Genomic DNA, 16699 nt, shown 5'->3' with positions numbered 1-16699 from the left:
GGTAAACGCGCGTTTCGACCCGGCGGCCGGTCACCGCAGACTGCGTACGTCCAGGTGGCGCAGCACCCGGTCCACGATCTCCGGGTCGGCCCCCGCCTCGCTCCGCGCCGCCAGCACCTCGTGCCGGGCCGCGCTCAGCATCTCGTTCTGGATCCGGCGGGTCTGTTTCAGCCGCCGCACCCGGTGCTGGTGCGCCTCCCGGCGCTCGTCGTCGCCGATGTCCGGGCTGATGCGCACCCCGATCTCGAAGGCCCGCCGCAGCATCTGCTCCGCCAGGTCCTCCGGCAGGTCCTCGACCTGCTCGATCTCCCGCAGCCGCCGTTTGGCGGCCTTCGCCGCCCGCACCGCGAGCTGCTTCTCGAAGGCCCCCTCGCGCTCCGTGTCGGCCTGCACCCCCAGCCGCCGCACCAGCCACGGCAGGGTCAGTCCCTGCAGCACCAGGGTGGCCATGATCACGCCGAAGGCGATGAAGACGATCTCGTCACGGTCCGGGAAGGGCGCCCCGCTGTCCGTGGTCAGCGGGACGGCCAGCGCCAGCGCCACCGACGCCACCCCGCGCATCCCCGCCCACCACATCACGACGGTCTCCCGCCAGCCCAGCGGGATCTCCTCGTCGTAGTCGCGCAGCGCGTGCAGCCGCTTGGTGAGCCAGGTCGCCGGGAGCAGCCACAGCAGCCGTACGAGCACCACCACCGCGACCACCGCCGCGGACCAGCCGAGCAGCTGGCCCCACCGGCCGCTCGCCGTCCGGACGGCGTTGTGCAGTTCGAGCCCGACCAGGCCGAAGGCGACTCCGGTGACGAGCGTGTCGACGACGTTCCACACCGTGTGCCCGGTCAGCCGCGTCATCACGTCGTCGGCGTGGGTGGCGTACTCGGCCAGGAACAGCGCCGTGGTGAGCACGGCCAGGACGCCGGAGCCGTGCAGTTCCTCGGCCAGCACGTAGGAGGCGTACGGCACGAGCAGGGTGAGGCCGATCTGCAGGGTGGGGTCCTCCAGCAGGTCCATCAGCCGGTTGGTGCCCCAGCCGAGGGCCAGTCCCACGACGACCGCGACGACCGCCGACAGGACCAGGTCGAGACCGGCCCGCCACGGCGAGAACTCCCCGCTGATCGCGGCGGCGATCGCGACGTGGTAGAGCACGATGGCCGTGACGTCGTTGAACAGCCCCTCGCCCTCGAGGATCGACACCAGGCGGCGCGGCAGCCCGAGCCGCCCGGCGACCGCGGTCGCCGCCACCGGGTCGGGCGGGGCGACCAGCGCGCCGAGCGCCACCGCGGCGGCGACCGGGAGACCGGGCACGATGGCGTGGGCCACGGCGGCGACGCACAGGGTGGTGACGAACACCAGTGCCACGGCGAGCAGGAAGATCGGCCGTTTGTTGGCGGTGAACTGGCGCCAGGAGGTCCGGCGGACGGCGGCGTACAGCAGCGGCGGCAGCAGCGCGGGCAGGATCAGGTCCGGCGGGATGTTCACGTTCGGCACGAAGTCGGGCAGCGCGAGGGCGACCCCGAGCAGGGCCATCAGCACGGGGGACGGCACCCCGAGGCGGTCGGCGACGGGGACACTCACCACGGCCCCGAGCAACAGCACGAACAGCAGGGCCAACTGATCCACGGCCGGCGCTCCGTTGGTGGTTCCAGAAATTCACACAGCAGACCTCAAGCCTGCCACGTACCGGTTCCCACCTGCGCTTCGGCGACACCGGCCGAAGGGGCGGGCCGGAGGGGGCGAACCGGGCGGAGGGGGCCGGAGGGGCGAACGCGAGGAGGGGGACGGAGGGAGGCTAGAGGGAGCGCTGCATCGCGCGGTGCGGGATGCCCGCGTCCGGGAACTCGGGGCCGTACGCCACGTAGCCGAGACGCTCGTAGAAGCCGAGCGCGTGGGTCTGCGCGTGCAGGTCCACCGCGGTCAGGCCCCGCGCGCGTGCCGCGTCCTCGACGGCCCGGACCAGGGCCGCGCCGACGCCCAGCCCGCGGGCCTCCCGGGCCACCGCGAGCCGCCCCAGCGACCCCACCGACGGCTCGCCGCCGGTCTTCGCGGCGGCCGCCTCGCCGTACAGCAGGCGCCCGGTGCCGAGCGGCAGCCCGTCGTCCCGGACGGCGAGGACGTGCAGCGCGACGGCGTCGTACGCGTCGTACTCGATCTCCTCGGCGACGCCCTGCTCGGCCACGAAGACCTGCTTGCGCACCGCGAAGCACGCCTCGCGGTCGGCCGGGTCCTCGGCGACGCGGACGTCGTACGGCGCGGCCGGGCTCATCCGTACGTCTCCTCGCGGACCTGGTCCAGGGCTTCTTGCAGGTCCGCGGGGTAGTCGCTGGCGAACTCCACCCACTCGCCGTCGCCGGGGTGCTCGAAGCCGAGCCGGACCGCGTGCAGCCACTGGCGGGTCAGGTGCAGCCGCTTGGCGAGCGTCGGGTCGGCGCCGTACGTCAGGTCGCCGACGCACGGGTGGCGGTGGGCGGCCATGTGGACGCGGATCTGGTGGGTGCGCCCGGTCTCCAGCTTCACGTCGAGCAGGGAGGCGGCGCGGAAGGCCTCGATCAGGTCGTAGTGGGTCACCGAGGGCTTGCCGTCGGCCGTGACCGCCCACTTGTAGTCGTGCTGGGGGTGACGGCCGATGGGCGCGTCGATGGTGCCGCTGGTCGGGTCGGGGTGGCCCTGGACGAGCGTGTGGTAGCGCTTGTCGACCGTGCGCTCCTTGAACTGGCGCTTGAGCGAGGTGTACGCGCGCTCCGACTTGGCGACCACCATCAGGCCGGAGGTGCCGACGTCGAGGCGGTGCACGATGCCCTGGCGCTCGGCGGCGCCGGAGGTGGAGATGCGGTAGCCGGCCGCGGCCAGCCCGCCGATCACCGTCGGGCCGCTCCAGCCGGGCGACGGGTGCGCGGCCACGCCCACCGGCTTGACGATCACGACCACGTCCTCGTCGTCGTGCACGATCTCCATGCCCTCGACCGGCTCGGCGACCACCTGCACCGGCGCGGGCGCCTGCGGCATCTCGACCTCGAGCCAGGCGCCGCCGCTCACCCGCTCGGACTTGCCGACCACCGTGCCGTCGACCAGCACCTTGCCCGCGGCGGCCAGCTCCGCCGCCTTCGTACGGGAGAAGCCGAACATGCGGGAGATGGCGGCGTCGACGCGCTCGCCCTCCAGGCCGTCGGGCACGGGCAGGGTACGGATCTCGGGAATCGTGCTCACCCGTCGAGTATGCCGGACGGCACCGACGGCCCTGTCCCCGGTCCGGGAGCCCGCCCGTCCCCGGCCGCGGGGTCCGCCGGCTCAGTCCTTGTGCACGGTGCCGTCCGGGTCCAGGCCCCGGAAGGACAGCAGCACGATCAGGATGCCGCCGCAGACGATCGCCGAGTCGGCGAGGTTGAAGACGGCGAAGTGCTTGGGGGCGATGAAGTCGACGACCGCGCCCTCGAAGACGCCGGGCGCGCGGAAGATCCGGTCGGTGAGGTTGCCCAGCGCCCCGCCGAGCAGCAGGCCGAGCGCGATCGCCCAGGGCAGGCTGTAGAGCTTGCGGGCGAGCCGGGCGATCACCACGATCACGGCGGCCGCGATCACCGTGAAGATCACGGTGAAGGCCTCGCCGAAGCCGAAGGCCGCGCCCGCGTTGCGGATCGCCTCCAGTTTGAGCCAGTCGCCGACGATCTCGATCGACGCGTGGTGCTCCAGCCTGGCGACCACGATCATCTTGCTGATCAGGTCGAGGGCGTACGCGAAGGCCGCGACCACGAACAGGACGGCGATCCGCCGCCTGCCCCGGGGCCGCTCGGCCGCGGCCGGCCCGTCGCCGGCCGCTCCGGTGGCTCCGGCCGCCGCCGTGCCGTCCGCGCCGGACCCGCCGGCCGGGGCCTGTGCCCCCTCGGCACCGGAGCGCCCGTCCGCCGCCGCGTCCCCGCCGGGGCGGTCCCGCCCGGCCCGCGCCGCGTCCGGTGTGTCCGGCGTACCGATGATGCGCTCCGCCTCTGCCACGTGAGTCCCTCAACCTAGGTACCTGACTGGGACGAGAGTACGGCACACCTCCCCCGCCCCATGTGCTCAGGCGGCTTCCGGCGGGGCCGATCGGCGCCGCGGCGGCCCGGGCGGCGTCCTCACGGCGCGCGGGCGGCCGTCCGCCCGCGCGCGGCCGGGCCGGTCAGTAGCGGCGCTCCTGCTTCTGCTTGCACTCCACGCACAGGGTGGCCCGCGGGAAGGCCTGCATACGGGCCTTGCCGATCGGGTTCCCGCAGTTCTCGCACAGGCCGTACGTGCCCGAGTCGAGGCGGTCCAGGGCGCGCTCGGTCTGGAGGAGCATCTCGCGGGCGTTGGCGGTGAGCGCCATCTCGTGCTCGCGGGCGATGTTCTTGGTCCCGGTGTCGGCCTGGTCGTCGCCCGCCCCGTCCCCGGAGTCCCGCATCAGACCCGCCAGGGAGGCCTCGGAGGAGCTGATCTCGGAACTCAGCCGCTCCATCTCGGACTGCAGCTCCGCACGGGCCTCCTCGACCTCCTCCGGGGTCCAGGGGTCCTCGCCCGGGCGCACCGCGAGGTCGCCGGGCTCCACCACGCCGGCCCGGGCCTTGGGAACGGCGGTCTGCGCCGTCGTGGCCGTCCCAGGAGTCTTCTTCGCAACCACCGTCGTCGCTCCCGTCTGCTGCGCGGTCTGGGCCGCGCCCGCCTTCTCGGCCGTCTTCCCGGCCGCGCTCTTCTTGGTCGTGCCTTTGGCCGTGCTGGTCCTGCTCGTGCCCGTCCCGGTCGCGCTCGTCCTGGTGGCGCTCTTGGCCGTGCTCGTCCTGGTCGTGCTCTTGGCCGTGCTCTTCCCGGTGGCGCTCGTGGCGGCCGCGGTCTTCCCGGCCGCGGCCTTCTTCGCCGTGGTCCTCTTCGCGGCCCTCTCCGCGGTGGCCTTCTCCGGCGCCGCCTTCTTCGCCGAGGTCTTCTCCACTGTGGCCTTCTCGGGCGTCGTCCGCTCGGCCGCCGTCTTCCTGGCAGCGGCCTTCTTCGCCGCGGCGCTCTTCGCCGTCGTCCTCGCGGGCGCCTTCTTCGCCCCGGTCCTCTTCGTCCCGGCCTTCTTCTCGTCGGCCGTCTTCACCTCGGCCGCCTTGGTGCCGGCCGCCTTCGTCCCGGCCTTCTCCCCCTCGGACGCCCGTACCGTCCTCGGCGTCCCCGCCGCCCCGGGTGACTTCCCCGCGCCCGGCTTCCCGGTGGCCGCCGTCCTGTCCGTGGCCGCCGGATCCCGCGTCGCCCTCGTCGTGGCCGCCTTCTTCATGGCCGCCTCCTTCGCGACCGCGTCCCCGGACGTGGCCGCCTTCCCGCGCACCGCACCGCTCCCGGCCGGCCGCGTGGCCGTCCCGGCGGCCACGGTGCCGGTGCCGACGGCGGCCGCCCGCACCGCCTTCCGCGGTCTCGCCGGCTCCGCGGTCTCGGCCGGGCCGCCGCCGTGACCACGGGCGGTCCTCATCCCGCGTACGTCCTTGGCCGCGCCGCCGGAGGCACCCGTGGACCTGCCGGACGCCGACTGCTCGGCGGTCTTCTTCGCCACCATGGCCGCGGCCCCTTCACATATTGTGATCTTGCGCGCGAATCGTGCTGGGACGATAAATCGACTCGAGTCCCGCGGCAACGGGGCACGCCGCCCGATTCGCCCGCCTCGCGCGCATCGCCCGGGCGGCATGCCACCGTTGTGCCCAACTGTCCGCCCGGTAATCCGACCGGCCACATGCCCCGCGATCCGAACCGGCGCACCGCGCCATTCGGGTCAGTGCCCGCCCCGCCGGGCCGCCGGACACGGCCCGGGAAAACCGGTCGGCCGCCGTCCCCGGAGCGCCGTACACTGGGCGGAGCGAGAAGCGTGGATGGGGACGAGTAGCGGCGTACGCAGCCCAGAGCGACCCGGGGACGGTGGGAGCCCGGGGGCGAGCGCGACGTGAAGATCACCCCGGAGCCGCCGGAAGAACACCCCAGCGAAGGCGGGGGCCAGTAGAACCGGCATCGCGATCCCAATGAGGGGGCTCGTTGGTGCGGAGGGCGCACCGGGGAGCCAAGGAGGGTGGTACCGCGGGAGCGCGCCGCACACGGCGTAGGCAGCAAGCAGGCTCTCGTCCCTCCGACGGAAGGCAGAAAGTCCGTTGGAGGAAGCTCGCTGATGACAGCGCCGACGTACCGCCAGGTGCCCGCCCAGGTCGACCTGCCCGCGCTCGAGCACGCCGTGCTCGACTTCTGGCGCGAGCAGAAGATCTTCGCCAAGACCCTGGAGCAGTCCGAGGGCCGGCCCGAATGGGTGTTCTACGAGGGCCCGCCCACCGCGAACGGGATGCCCGGCGCCCACCACATCGAGGCGCGCGTCTTCAAAGACGTCTTCCCCCGCTTCCGCACCATGCGGGGCTACCACGTGGCGCGGAAGGCCGGCTGGGACTGCCACGGCCTCCCGGTGGAGCTGGCGGTCGAGAAGGAACTCGGCTTCAGCGGCAAGCAGGACATCGAGGCCTACGGCATCGCCGAGTTCAACGCCAGGTGCCGCGAGTCGGTGACCCGGCACACCGACGCGTTCGCCGAGCTGACCACCCGCATGGGCTACTGGGTCGACCTGGACGACGCCTACCGGACCATGGACCCGGAGTACGTCGAGTCGGTCTGGTGGTCGCTGAAGGAGATCTTCGGCAAGGGCCTGCTGGTGCAGGACCACCGCGTCGCCCCCTGGTGCCCGCGCTGCGGCACGGGCCTGTCGGACCACGAGCTGGCGCAGGGCTACGAGACGGTCGTCGACCCGTCGGTCTACGTCCGCTTCCCGCTCACCTCCGGCCCGCTCGCGGGTGAGGCCGCGCTCCTGGTGTGGACGACGACCCCCTGGACGCTGGTCTCCAACACCGCGGTCGCCGCGCACCCCGAGGTGACCTACGTCGTCGCGACCGACGGCGAGGAGAAGCTCGTCGTCGCCGAGCCGCTCGTCGGCAAGGCGCTCGGCGAGGGCTGGGAGCCGACCGGCCAGACCTTCACCGGCGCCGAGATGGAGCGCTGGACCTACCGGCGCCCCTTCGAGATGGTGGAGTTCACGGAGCCCGCCCACTACGTGGTCAACGCCGAGTACGTCACCACCGAGGACGGCACGGGTCTGGTCCACCAGTCCCCCGCCTTCGGTGAGGACGACCTCCGGGTCTGCCGCTCCTACGGCCTGCCGGTGGTCAACCCGGTCCGCCCGGACGGCACCTTCGAGGAGGACGTCCCGCTGGTCGGCGGCGTCTTCTTCAAGAAGGCGGACGAAAGGCTCACCGAGGACCTCCAGACCCGCGGCCTGCTCTTCCGGCACCTGCCCTACGAGCACAGCTACCCGCACTGCTGGCGCTGCCACACCGCGCTGCTGTACTACGCGCAGCCGTCCTGGTACATCCGCACCACCGCGATCAAGGACCGCCTGCTCCAGGAGAACGAGAGGACCAACTGGTTCCCGGACACGGTCAAGCACGGCCGCTACGGCGACTGGCTGAACAACAACATCGACTGGGCGCTCTCCCGCAACCGCTACTGGGGCACCCCGCTGCCGATCTGGCGCTGCGAGGACGACCACCTCACCGTCGTGGGCTCCCGCGCGGAGCTGACCGAGCTGACCGGCACCGACCAGTCGTCCCTCGACCCGCACCGCCCCTACATCGACGAGGTGACCTTCGCCTGCCCGCAGTGCGCGAAGACCGCCACGCGCGTGCCGGAGGTCATCGACGCCTGGTACGACTCGGGTTCGATGCCGTTCGCGCAGTGGGGCTACCCGTACAAGAACAAGGAACTGTTCGAGTCCCGCTACCCGGCGCAGTTCATCAGCGAGGCCATCGACCAGACCCGCGGCTGGTTCTACACGCTGATGGCGGTCGGCACCCTGGTCTTCGACAAGTCCAGCTACGAGAACGTCGTGTGCCTCGGCCACATCCTCGCCGAGGACGGCCGCAAGATGTCCAAGCACCTCGGCAACATCCTGCAGCCCATCCCGCTCATGGACCAGCACGGCGCGGACGCGGTCCGCTGGTTCATGGCCGCCGGCGGCTCCCCGTGGGCGGCCCGCCGGGTCGGTCACGGCACCATCCAGGAGGTCGTCCGCAAGACGCTCCTCACCTACTGGAACACCGTGGCCTTCCAGGCGCTGTACGCCCGCACCTCCAACTGGGCGCCCAGCGCGGCCGATCCGGCCCCGGCCGACCGCCCGCTGCTCGACCGCTGGCTGCTGAGCGAGCTGCACGCGCTGACCGACCAGATGACCGGGGCGCTGGAGGCGTACGACACCCAGCGCGCCGGCAAGCTGCTGTCCGCCTTCGTCGACGACCTGTCGAACTGGTACGTGCGCCGCTCGCGCCGCCGCTTCTGGCAGGGCGACAAGGCCGCGCTGCGCACCCTGCACGAGGTGCTGGAGACGGTGACCCGGCTGATGGCGCCGATCACCCCGTTCATCACCGAGCGGGTCTGGCAGGACCTCGTCGTGCCGGTCACCCCGGGCGCCCCGGAGTCGGTGCACCTGACGTCCTGGCCGGAGGCGGACCTGACCGCCGTCGACCCGGAGTTGTCGCGGCAGATGGTGCTGGTGCGGCGGCTCGTGGAGCTGGGCCGTGCCACCCGCGCGGAGTCGGGGGTGAAGACGCGGCAGCCGCTGTCCCGAGCACTGGTCGCGGCCGCGGGCTTCGAGTCCCTGGACAAGGAGCTGCACGCGCAGATCACCGAGGAGCTGAACGTGGCGTCCCTGGCCTCGCTGAGCGAGGTCGGCGGCTCCCTCGTGGACACCACCGCGAAGGCCAACTTCCGCGCCCTGGGCAAGCGTTTCGGCAAGCGCGTCCAGGACGTGGCGAAGGCCGTCGCGCAGGCGGACGCGGCCGCGCTGTCCCTGGCGCTGCGCGAGGGCACGGCGTCGGTCGAGGTCGACGGTGAGACGGTCGCCCTCGCACCGGACGAGGTGATCATCACGGAGACCCCGCGCGAGGGCTGGTCGGTGGCGTCCGACGCCGGCGCCACGGTCGCGCTGGACCTGGAGATCACGGAGGAGCTGCGCCGTGCGGGCCTGGCCCGGGACGCGATCCGGCTGATCCAGGAGGCGCGCAAGAACAGCGGCCTGGACGTCGCGGACCGCATCGCGCTCCGCTGGAGCTCGACGGACCCGGCCGTGACGGCGGCCCTCAGCGAGCACGCCGCCCTCATCGCCGAGGAGGTCCTCGCCACGGACTTCGCCCAGGGCGAGGCGGACGGCGGCTACGGCGAGCCCTTCACCGACGAGGGCCTGTCCCTGGCCTTCCGCCTGCGCAAGGCGTAACGGTCGAACAAAGGCCTGGGGCACCGGAACCCACCGGTGCCCCGGGCCTTCGCGTTTCCGGGCCCTCGGGGCGCCTTCTCCGCCCCGGCCCGCCCGACTCACGCCGCCCGACGCCTGCCACACGACACAGGGCGCACGACACAGGGCGCACGACGCAGGGCGCACGACGCACTCAACGCGCGTAAAAAGGGCGGGGCCCCGGATACGTGATCCGGGGCCCCGCCCTGTGAACGCTGCCGACGCCTAGGGCGTACCACCAACTGTCAGTTGTCGTCCTCGTCGATGAGGAACCCGCGCATCGGCGAGGGAGCCTGCCCCATCGGGGAGGGGCCCTGCGGACGCACCGGCGCCATCGGCTGGGTCATCGCCGGGGACATCTGCTGCTGGCCACCGTAGGACGGACCGGACGGACCGTGCGCGCCGCCCATCGTCTGGTTGCCGCCACCGTACGACGGGGCGCTCGCGCCGGCCGGAGCCATCGAGGGCGCCGGGGACGGCGGCAGCGACGCGGTCGCCGGGGTGCGCGGCGGGGCCAGCGAGTCGTCGGCCTGGGTCTCCAGCTGGCGCAGCTGCGACTCCAGGTACGACTTCAGGCGGGTGCGGTACTCGCGCTCGAAGCCGCGCAGGTCCTCGACCTTGCGCTCCAGCGTGGCGCGGGCGGACTCCAGGGAGCCCATCGCGACGCGGTGCTTCTCCTGCGCGTCCCGCTCCAGCGCGTCGGCCTTGGCGCGCGCGTCACGCTCGAGACCCTCGGCGCGGCTGCGGGCCTCGCCGACGATCTTGTTGGCCTCGGAACGCGCCTCGGCGATCGCCTGGTCGGCGGTCTGCTGGGCCAGCGACAGAACGCGCGCGGCGCTGTCGCCACCGGGACCCTGACCCATCGGGCCGGGACCGCCCATGGGTCCGCCCATCGGGCCGGGACCCATCTGGCCCTGCATCGGGCCCTGGCCCATCGGACCCTGACCCATGGGGCCCTGGCCCATCGGACCCTGACCCATCGGACCCTGACCCATGGGGCCCTGGCCCATCGGACCCTGACCCATCGGGCCCTGACCCTGCGGACCCTGACCGCTGGGGCCGGCGGGCAACTGCGGGGCACCGCTGGGCAGCTGGGGCGGGCCACCCATGGGGCCACCCATCTGCTGCTGCGGCGGGCCCGATATCCCGGCGGGGACCGGAGCGCCCGGACCGCGCATGCCCTGCTGCTGCGGATGCTGCTGCTGGTCCTCCGGAGGCTTGCGCATGTTCTGCTGGTTCTGGGCAGCAGCGCGCGTGGCCGCGGCCAGTTTGGCGCGCAGGTCCTCGTTCTCGCGGAGCAGGCGCGTCAGCTCGGCTTCGACCTCATCGAGGAAGGCATCGACCTCGTCCTCGTCATAGCCTTCTCGGAGGCGGACGGTCGTGAACTGCTTGTTCCGCACGTCCTCGGGGGTCAACGGCATCTCTTCACCTCAACGTAGTCGTCGGCGTTCGGCAAGACGGTAGTTCACATCGCTCACAGCCGGCTCACGATAGAGATCAGGATGTAGACGATGATCATCAGCACGAAGAAGGACAGGTCGAGCGCCACGCCCCCGAGACGCAGCGGCGGGATGACCCGCCGCAGAAGCTTGAGCGGTGGATCGGTGACAGTGTAGGTGGCCTCCAGAATGACCACCATCGCCTTGCCGGGTTGCCACGAGCGGGCGAACTGGAAGACGTAGTCCATGACCAACCGGAAGATGAGCACGATCAGGAAGCACATCAACGCGATGTAGATCACGTCCAGGAACACGCTCATGACTCGTGCTTCCCTCTCCCCTGTTCCCTGTGCCTGTCGGTCTGCGTCTTAGCTCTGGTTGAAGAACCCGCCCTCTGCGATACGGGCCTTGTCCTCCGCCGTGACATCGACGTTAGCAGGAGACAACAGAAACACCTTCTGCGTCACCCGTTCGATGCTGCCGTGAAGACCAAACACCAAACCGGCCGCAAAGTCGACAAGTCGCTTCGCGTCTGTGTCATCCATCTCAGTCAGATTCATGATCACCGGAGTGCCCTCACGGAAGTGTTCCCCGATGGTACGGGCCTCGTTGTAGGTCCGGGGGTGAAGCGTGGTGATCCGGTACGGCTCACGTTCCGACACGACCTTGGGCATGATCACCGGCGCGTTCTTCTCCAGGCTCTGACGTTCTTGTGTGATGGATGCCACGGGCGCGATGCGCGCCGGACGTCCCGATTCCGCCGGGAGCGAAGCGGCGTGGGGAACCGGGTCGCGCGGCGCCGGAGCCTGCACCGCTCGTACCGGTTCGTCCCTTTGTGGCTGGTGTGTTACGTGCGGCTGGTGCGGCGGCTCGTGCCGCCGCCGGTCCCGCTCGGGCTCCGGATCCAGCTCGGGTTCGAAGTCGTCATCGGGGTCGAAACCCCGGCCGTCGTACCCATCGTCCTCCACGAGGCCGAGGTAGACCGCCATCTTGCGCATCGCGCCGGCCATGCTCTGAGTCCTCCGCTCTGTGGTGGATCATCGGCTGACGACTGCCAAGTCCCGCGATCCACGAGGTCTTTGCGCCGTCTTCGGCGGTATTGACCATATTTTCTGCTGTGGTCCGACTTCCTGGCGACGTTACCCGAGCCCGGGGCGGACTCCGAGTACCGCAGTGCCGACGCGCACATGTGTCGCCCCGGCGGCCACGGCCTCCTCGAGATCCGCACTCATCCCTGCCGAGACCATGGTTGCAGCCGGATGAGCTCGGCGCAGGTCGGTCGACAAATCCATGAGCCGTTCGAAGGCGGCCCGTTGACGCCCCGCGTACTCGCCGGTGAGCGGGGCCACGGTCATCAGACCGTCGAGCCGCAGCCCCGGCGACCCGGCGACCAGATCGGCCAACTCCGCGACTCCGCCGGGGGCCACACCACCGCGCTCCCCGCGCCCGCCCGCGTCCGCGTCGAGCGCGACCTGCAGCAGGCACCCGATCTCGCGCCCCGCCCGCTCGGCCTCCTTCGATAGCGCCGTCACGAGCCGCGCCCGATCCACGGACTGCACGACATCGGCGTAACCGACCACGGATCGCACCTTATTGGTCTGAAGTTGACCGACAAAATGCCAAATGAGGGGCAGATCCTCACATTCGGCGGCCTTGGGGGCCGCCTCCTGGTCCCGATTCTCGGCGACGTGACGCACACCGAGTTCCGACAGCATCCGCACATCCGACGCCGGATACGTCTTGGTGACCACGACGAGGGTCACCTCCTCGCGGGGCCGGCCCGCGGCCGCGCACGCGGCGGCGATGCGTTCCTCCACCTTCGCCAGGTTCGCGGCGAGTTCGCCCTTACGGTCCGTCATGCCCCATCAGTCCAGCCAGACATAGCTCGCGAGCCGCCCGGTGGTGCGGTCGCGGCGGTACGAGAAGTGATCGCGTGACTCCAGCGTGCACACCGGCGACTGCTGCCGGTCGCGCACCCCGAGACGCTCCAGCTGCGCATGCGCTCCGGCGCTCACGTCGACGGCCGGGGTGCCCCAGCTCGTCTCGGAGTGCGCCGCCGGCTCGACGGCGGCCACCTCGGCGCGCATCGCCTCCGGCACCTCGTAGCACCGTCCGCAGACGGCGGGTCCGGTGCGGGCCACGATCCGGGCCGGGTCGGCGCCGAGTTCCACCATGGCGCGCACGGTGGCGGGAACGACCCCGGCGACCATCCCGGGGCGCCCGGCGTGCGCCGCGCCCGCCACCCCGGCGACGGGGTCGGCGAGCAGCACCGGCGTGCAGTCGGCGGTGAGCACGGCGAGGGCGAGACCCCGCCGCGCGGTGACGATCGCATCGACGTGGGGCGTGGGATGGTCTCCCCAGGGGGCGTCCACCACGGCGACGTCCGCCCCGTGCACCTGGTTCATCCAGACCACCCGGTCCGGGTCGAGTCCGAGTGCCCCGGCGGCCCGTTCGCGGTTGGTGCGCACGGCGTCGGGGTCGTCACCGACCGCTCCGCCGAGGTTGAGCTCCTCGTACGGAACGGCGCTCACCCCGCCCCACCGGTCGGTGAAGGCGAAGTGCGCGCCGTCCACGGTGTCGCGCTGTCCTATCACTTCAGGAAGTCCGGTACGTCCAGTTCCTCGGCCGCGCTGTCCGAGTAGGTCCGCGACGGCGGGATCGGCGGGGTGACGGCCGGGAGCTCGGTCACCGGCTCCGGGACGACGGGCTCCGGCTCCTCCTTCGGCGTCACGCTGCCGAGCGAGCCGAAGGTCGGCCGGCTCTCCGGCTGCCGCGCCGGGGCCGGCTCCTCGCGCTTGGCGGCGGACGAGCCGAGGACGTTGTCCCGCCGGGCCGGCGGCTGGCCGCCGTCGAATCCGGCCGCGATCACGGTGACCCGCACCTCGTCGCCGAGGGCGTCGTCGATGACCGCGCCGAAGATGATGTTGGCCTCGGGGTGGGCGGCCTCGCTGACCAGCTGGGCGGCCTCGTTGATCTCGAACAGGCCGAGGTCGGAGCCGCCGGAGATGGAGAGCAGCACGCCCCGGGCGCCGTCGATGGACGCCTCCAGGAGCGGCGAGGAGATCGCCATCTCGGCCGCCGCCACCGCGCGGTCGTCGCCGCGGGCCGAGCCGATGCCCATCAGGGCCGAACCGGCCTCGGACATGACCGACTTGACGTCGGCGAAGTCGAGGTTGATGAGGCCGGGGGTGGTGATCAGGTCGGTGATGCCCTGCACACCGGACAGCAGCACCTGGTCCGCGGACTTGAACGCGTCGAGCACGCTGACCTGGCGGTCCGAGATGGACAGCAGCCGGTCGTTGGGGATGACGATGAGGGTGTCGACCTCTTCGCGCAGCTCGGCGATGCCGTCCTCGGCCTGGTTGGCCCGGCGCCGCCCCTCGAAGGTGAACGGGCGGGTGACCACGCCGATGGTGAGGGCGCCGAGCGAGCGCGCGATGTTGGCCACGACGGGCGCGCCGCCGGTGCCGGTGCCGCCGCCTTCACCGGCCGTCACGAAGACCATGTCGGCCCCCTTGAGGACCTCCTCGATCTCCTCGCGGTGGTCCTCGGCGGCCTTGCGGCCGACGGCCGGGTTGGCGCCGGCGCCGAGTCCGCGGGTCAGTTCGCGGCCGACGTCGAGCTTGACGTCGGCGTCACTCATCAACAGCGCCTGCGCGTCGGTGTTGATGGCGATGAACTCGACGCCCTTGAGACCGACCTCGATCATCCGGTTGATGGCATTGACACCACCGCCGCCGACACCGATGACTTTGATGACTGCGAGGTAGTTCTGCGGTGCTGCCACGTCGAAGGCCTCTCGCCTCGAGTTACGTGTCGTCGCATCACAGCCTTGCCGTGATCCGACGACTGATGCCGAATGGGACGGTCCGAACGCCGACCCGAACCCTAACGCTGAAGTTTAGGGTTACCAGTGTGCCTGTTCCCTGGACTCTTCCGAACAGGACACTAAGTCGACAAGTGGCGCACGTTCAACGAACACGCCGAACCTCCCGTTTTTCTTTTCACCCTATGTGATCAGGCATAGCGGTGCCCAACCAGGGTGCTGGCCTGCGCGGATGTGCGTCAACTCCCCGATGACGCGGGCGCGGTGGGCACGCTGACGTCGAAGTACCGCGCGTCCGGCGCCGCTTTCATCAGGGCGGTGAGCGCGCGGGCCTTCTCGCGGCTGCCGTCGCCGCTGCCCCAGGCGACGGTGCGGCCGCCGTTGAGCTCCAGTGAGATGTCGTCGTAGGTACGGACCTTGAGCACGCGGGTGTCGCGGGCGACCGCGGCCGGAATACGGCGGGCCACCGCGACCGCCTCGCGCACGAGCCGGCCCTCCGGGAAGCGCCGCAGGCTCGCGGCCGCGGATCCCGAACGGGAAAGGGACAATTCCAGGACGGGCACGCCTTTCGGCGCCCGCGGAACCGTGGCGAAACGGACACCGATGTGGTCCACTTCGATGAACTTTCCGCCCTTTTCCTCCACCAGAACCGGAGTCCGCTCACTCACTTTCAGCCCGATTCCATGGGGCCATGCGCGAACGACGTCGATCGAGTCAATTCGGGGCAGGGCACGGCGAAGTCGCGTCTCGATCGCGTCGGTGTCCACGGAGACCAGCGGCGCGCCGACCGGCACGTCGGCCGCCGCGCGCACCTGGGCGGGCGTCAGCACCCTCGTCCCGGCGACGGACACGTGCTCCACGCGGGTCCACCGCGAGCCGTAGAGCAGCCAGAGGGAGCCGGCGGTGAGGATCAGTACGACAACCGCCAGGACGACGATCGTACGAGGGCGGGGACTTCGCCATCGGCGGGCCGGGGGCGGGCCGGACGACTCCTGCTGGCGTTCACCGCGCTCGGCGGTCGTCGGTCCGGCCACGCTTGCTGCCCTTCCGTGCATATGGTCCTAACGGCGCGAGGCGATCGCCTCGCGCACCATGCCGACGAGCAGCTCGTCGGCGTCCCGGCGGCCGAACTCCCCGGCGGCGCGGGACATCTCGTACAGCCGGTGCGGATCGGCGAGCACGGGCAGGACGTTCTGCTGCACCCACTCCGGGGTGAGTTCCGCGTCGTCGACCAGCAGGCCGCCGCCGGCCTTGACCACCGGCTGGGCGTTCAGCCGCTGTTCGCCGTTGCCGATGGGCAGCGGGACGTAGGCGGCCGGGAGTCCGACGGCGGAGAGTTCGGCGACGGTCATCGCGCCGGCCCGGCAGAGCATCATGTCGGCCGCGGCGTACGCGAGGTCCATCCGGTCCAGGTAACCTACCGGGATGTACGGGGGCATTCCCGGCATCTGGTGGACCTGCGGCAGTTCGTTCTTCGGGCCGACCGCGTGCAGGATCTGGATGCCCGCCTGCTGGAGGTAGGGCGCGACCTGCTGGACCACCTCGTTGAGCCGGCGGGCGCCCTGCGAGCCGCCGGAGACCAGCAGCGTGGGCAGGTTGGGGTCGAGCCCGAACCTCGCGCGCGCCTCGGGGCGCACGGCGGCCCGGTCGAGGGTGGCGATGGAGCGGCGCAGCGGGATGCCGATGTAGCGGGCGTCGCGCAGCTTGCTGTCCGGGGTGGAGACGGCGACCCGGGCCGCGTAGCGCGAACCGATCTTGTTGGCCAGACCGGGGCGGGCGTTCGCCTCGTGGATGACGATCGGGACGCCGAGCCGCTTGGCCGCCAGATAGGCGGGCAGGGCCACGTAACCGCCGAAGCCGACGACGGCGTCCGCCTTGGTCCGTTCCAGGATCTGCTCGGCGGCCTTGATCGTGCCGCGCAGCCGGCCCGGGACGGTGATCAGCTCGGGGGTGGGCTTGCGCGGCAGCGGCACGGCCGGGATCAGCGCCAGCTCGTAGCCCCGCTCCGGGACGAGCCGGGTCTCCAGACCGCGCTCCGTGCCCAGGGCCGTGATCCCCACGGTCGGGTCCTGCCTGCGCAGGGCGTCCGCGAGGGCGAGCGCGGGCTCGATGTGGCCCGCGGTACCTCCGCCGGCGAGTACGACATGCACC

At 71.7% G+C, this 16699-nt stretch carries 15 protein-coding genes; 2 read left to right on the top strand and 13 right to left on the bottom strand.

Translation table 11 applies throughout. From position 1 onward, the window contains the following. Positions 1 to 30: 30 nt before the first annotated feature. From ACIQ9G_RS04160 to ACIQ9G_RS04140, 5 genes are all read right to left on the bottom strand, one after another. Positions 31 to 1617 (bottom strand): Na+/H+ antiporter, encoded by a 1587-nt coding sequence (locus tag ACIQ9G_RS04160; RefSeq protein WP_403605966.1) that lies wholly within the window; start codon positions 1615 to 1617, stop codon positions 31 to 33. 169 nt (positions 1618 to 1786) lie between these two features. Then, positions 1787 to 2260 carry a GNAT family N-acetyltransferase gene (locus tag ACIQ9G_RS04155; RefSeq protein ID WP_403605963.1) on the bottom strand — a complete coding sequence of 158 codons (474 nt, stop codon included), beginning with the start codon at positions 2258 to 2260 and terminating at the stop codon, positions 1787 to 1789. After that, positions 2257 to 3201 carry an RluA family pseudouridine synthase gene (locus ACIQ9G_RS04150; RefSeq protein ID WP_403605960.1) on the bottom strand — a complete coding sequence of 315 codons (945 nt, stop codon included), beginning with the start codon at positions 3199 to 3201 and terminating at the stop codon, positions 2257 to 2259. The genes ACIQ9G_RS04155 and ACIQ9G_RS04150 overlap by 4 nt, the downstream gene beginning before the upstream one ends. Before the next feature lie 81 nt (positions 3202 to 3282). Then, complete coding sequence (gene lspA, locus ACIQ9G_RS04145; RefSeq protein ID WP_403605957.1) at positions 3283 to 3981, bottom strand: signal peptidase II; 699 nt, start codon at positions 3979 to 3981, stop codon at positions 3283 to 3285. A 163-nt stretch (positions 3982 to 4144) separates the two neighbouring features. Next, positions 4145 to 4621: a TraR/DksA family transcriptional regulator gene (locus ACIQ9G_RS04140; protein ID WP_403605954.1), complete on the bottom strand. Its 477-nt coding sequence runs from the start codon at positions 4619 to 4621 to the stop codon at positions 4145 to 4147. On the opposite strand from ACIQ9G_RS04140, the gene ACIQ9G_RS04135 reads away from it, so the two are divergent. Together ACIQ9G_RS04135 and ileS are read left to right on the top strand one after the other, a co-directional pair. Next, entirely contained in the window at positions 4590 to 5426 is an 837-nt protein-coding gene (locus ACIQ9G_RS04135) for a hypothetical protein (protein WP_403605951.1), read from the top strand. The two genes, ACIQ9G_RS04140 and ACIQ9G_RS04135, sit on opposite strands and share 32 nt — an antisense overlap. 701 nt (positions 5427 to 6127) lie before the next feature. Then, complete coding sequence (gene ileS / locus ACIQ9G_RS04130) at positions 6128 to 9265, top strand: isoleucine--tRNA ligase (protein ID WP_403605948.1); 3138 nt, start codon at positions 6128 to 6130, stop codon at positions 9263 to 9265. A 263-nt stretch (positions 9266 to 9528) separates the two neighbouring features. Here ileS and ACIQ9G_RS04125 read toward each other — a convergent pair whose 3' ends face one another. From ACIQ9G_RS04125 to murG, 8 genes are all read right to left on the bottom strand, one after another. Beyond that, the gene (locus tag ACIQ9G_RS04125; RefSeq protein WP_403605945.1) at positions 9529 to 10704 is read right to left on the bottom strand and encodes a DivIVA domain-containing protein; all 1176 of its coding nucleotides are present in this window, start codon (positions 10702 to 10704) and stop codon (positions 9529 to 9531) included. Positions 10705 to 10757: 53 nt separating this feature from the next. Then, positions 10758 to 11042, bottom strand: coding sequence for a YggT family protein (locus ACIQ9G_RS04120; RefSeq protein ID WP_392194587.1), 285 nt, complete (start codon positions 11040 to 11042; stop codon positions 10758 to 10760). 48 nt (positions 11043 to 11090) lie between these two features. Next, positions 11091 to 11732 carry a cell division protein SepF gene (locus ACIQ9G_RS04115; protein ID WP_403605942.1) on the bottom strand — a complete coding sequence of 214 codons (642 nt, stop codon included), beginning with the start codon at positions 11730 to 11732 and terminating at the stop codon, positions 11091 to 11093. Positions 11733 to 11861: 129 nt separating this feature from the next. After that, positions 11862 to 12581, bottom strand: a complete 720-nt coding sequence (locus tag ACIQ9G_RS04110) for a YggS family pyridoxal phosphate-dependent enzyme (RefSeq protein WP_403605939.1) — start codon at positions 12579 to 12581, stop codon at positions 11862 to 11864. A gap of 6 nt (positions 12582 to 12587) precedes the next feature. Further along, positions 12588 to 13316 carry a peptidoglycan editing factor PgeF gene (gene pgeF, locus ACIQ9G_RS04105; protein WP_403605936.1) on the bottom strand — a complete coding sequence of 243 codons (729 nt, stop codon included), beginning with the start codon at positions 13314 to 13316 and terminating at the stop codon, positions 12588 to 12590. Continuing rightward, positions 13313 to 14509 (bottom strand): cell division protein FtsZ, encoded by a 1197-nt coding sequence (gene ftsZ / locus ACIQ9G_RS04100; RefSeq protein WP_403605933.1) that lies wholly within the window; start codon positions 14507 to 14509, stop codon positions 13313 to 13315. Before ftsZ ends, pgeF begins: the two co-directional genes overlap by 4 nt. A gap of 278 nt (positions 14510 to 14787) precedes the next feature. Beyond that, entirely contained in the window at positions 14788 to 15582 is a 795-nt protein-coding gene (locus tag ACIQ9G_RS04095) for a cell division protein FtsQ/DivIB (RefSeq protein WP_403605930.1), read from the bottom strand. 27 nt (positions 15583 to 15609) lie between these two features. After that, the gene (gene murG / locus ACIQ9G_RS04090; protein ID WP_403605927.1) at positions 15610 to 16698 is read right to left on the bottom strand and encodes an undecaprenyldiphospho-muramoylpentapeptide beta-N-acetylglucosaminyltransferase; all 1089 of its coding nucleotides are present in this window, start codon (positions 16696 to 16698) and stop codon (positions 15610 to 15612) included. Position 16699 lies beyond the last annotated feature (1 nt).

The sequence above is a fragment of the Streptomyces sp. NPDC096152 genome (assembly GCF_044763235.1).
GTDB lineage: Bacteria > Actinomycetota > Actinomycetes > Streptomycetales > Streptomycetaceae > Streptomyces.
The sequence above is the reverse complement of the archived record's forward strand: the minus strand, read 5'-3'. Positions and strand labels throughout refer to the sequence as shown.

Coding starts and splice junctions, on each gene's coding strand:
- ACIQ9G_RS04115 (WP_403605942.1), bottom strand. CDS start 11,732: ATGGCCGGCGCGATGCGCAAGATGGCGGTCTACCTCGGCCTCGTGGAG.
- ACIQ9G_RS04120 (WP_392194587.1), bottom strand. CDS start 11,042: ATGAGCGTGTTCCTGGACGTGATCTACATCGCGTTGATGTGCTTCCTG.
- ACIQ9G_RS04110 (WP_403605939.1), bottom strand. CDS start 12,581: ATGACGGACCGTAAGGGCGAACTCGCCGCGAACCTGGCGAAGGTGGAG.
- ileS (WP_403605948.1), top strand. CDS start 6,128: ATGACAGCGCCGACGTACCGCCAGGTGCCCGCCCAGGTCGACCTGCCC.
- ACIQ9G_RS04125 (WP_403605945.1), bottom strand. CDS start 10,704: ATGCCGTTGACCCCCGAGGACGTGCGGAACAAGCAGTTCACGACCGTC.
- ACIQ9G_RS04155 (WP_403605963.1), bottom strand. CDS start 2,260: ATGAGCCCGGCCGCGCCGTACGACGTCCGCGTCGCCGAGGACCCGGCC.